The following is a 1,176-nucleotide window of genomic DNA, read 5'->3' on the forward strand; positions in this document are numbered from 1 at the left end:
GAAAAAATAAAGAAAAAATAAAGAAAAAATAAAGAAAAAATAAAGAAAAAATAAAGAAAAAATAAAAAAAGATAAGATAACTAATTAGAGTCCAAAAGCTCATAAAGTTCAGGAATTACCTGTTCGAACTTTACTCCATAAGTGTGGGTTGAATCTCCAATTGTCTTTTCTATTGATCTTTTTGTAAATTCTCCAGCAATCTTTGCAGCTGCAGATGGACTCTTTCCACTCATTACAGAACCTACAAAAGTTGAAGCAAAAACATCACCTGTTCCATGGGATACATAATCAACCCTATCATTATAAACAATTTCAATGGAATCATTTTTCTTGTCTAAAACAATCATGCCAAGTTTGCCTTCCTCATTTGCATCCCCCTTTAAAATAACATATCTCTTGGTAAAATCAGCAAGTTCTCTAGCCATCTCCAACATTTCCTCTCTTGAAAACTCCTCTTTCCAAGGTTTATGCAATAGATAACATGCTTCTGTAGTGTTTGGAAGAACATAATCACCTAATTTACACAACTCCCCCATCCTGTCAGCAAATTCCTGGTTAAAACCGTTATAGAATTCACCATTGTCTGCCATTGCAGGGTCAACAAATACTAAACCATCAGGCTTAAGTCTGGAATCAATGATGTCCTTAATATAATCCAACTGTTCAGCAGATGCTATAAAACCAGTGTATATTGCATCAAAGCAGATTCCTTCCTTTTCCCAATGTTTTCTTATTTCAGGAAGATCCTCAGTCAAATCCCTAACAGTATAATCTGAAAAACCTGAAGTGTGTGTAGATAAAACTGCAGAAGGAAGAATAGCTGTTTCAATTCCAAAAGCAGACACTAAAGGCAATGCAACTGTTATGGAACACTGTCCAAAACAGGATATGTCTTGGATAGTTAAAATTTTTGTTGTTTCATTCATTTTTTCAAACCTAATATTTTAATTAAGAATCCCTAATAGAACTATTTAATTTCATACTATTTAAATTTATTTAAAATAATCTATTTTTCAAGATTAAATTGAAAAAATAAGATAATATTTCTTTAAAACTAAAAATAAGATTAAAATGAACTAAAATAATGAAATAACAATGATAATGTTAATTATTATACATTTTTAAAAAAAATAATTGAATACAAATTTTTAATTTTTTATTGAAGATCGGAAGAGC

At 29.8% G+C, this 1,176-nt stretch carries 1 protein-coding gene; it reads right to left on the reverse strand.

The features are described from left to right. Positions 1–80: 80 nt before the first annotated feature. Entirely contained in the window at positions 81–926 is an 846-nt protein-coding gene (locus tag Q0138_RS01010; protein WP_297979689.1) for a pyridoxamine kinase, read from the reverse strand. Between the last annotated feature and the right edge of the window lie 250 nt (positions 927–1,176).

Source organism: uncultured Methanobrevibacter sp. (genome assembly GCF_937906425.1).
Taxonomy (GTDB): domain Archaea; phylum Methanobacteriota; class Methanobacteria; order Methanobacteriales; family Methanobacteriaceae; genus Methanobrevibacter.